At 60.3% G+C, this 277-nt stretch carries 1 protein-coding gene; it reads right to left on the bottom strand.

Going from position 1 to position 277, the window contains the following annotated elements:
- Window positions 1-251, bottom strand: a 251-nt coding sequence (locus AAEY83_RS14575) for a hypothetical protein (protein ID WP_351059984.1), incomplete at its 3' end; no start/stop codon positions are given.
- Between the last annotated feature and the right edge of the window lie 26 nt (window positions 252-277).

The following is a 277-nucleotide window of genomic DNA, read 5'->3' on the forward strand; positions in this document are numbered from 1 at the left end:
GTGTGGGTCCACACTGTGAGCACGCCGTCGTTGAACCAGGCCACCGCACAGGACGGGCCGATCGAACCGTGTATCAAATATTGCTTGGTCACCCGCGCTTTGAAACGCGTTTCGGTCGCGCCGCCGGGATTGCCGTTGTTGCTGATCGGATAGCGCTTGGAGGGCAATTGCTTGAGCAAATCATGAATCCCGGCGGCTTCGGGAATCGCCTCGCCGCCGCTCCACTTGGCACTTTCCATGCCGGCGCGCATGGCCTTGATCGCTTGCCACTCATCAT

This window comes from Psychrobacter sp. TB20-MNA-CIBAN-0197 (assembly GCF_040309765.1).
GTDB lineage: Bacteria > Pseudomonadota > Gammaproteobacteria > Pseudomonadales > Moraxellaceae > Psychrobacter > Psychrobacter submarinus.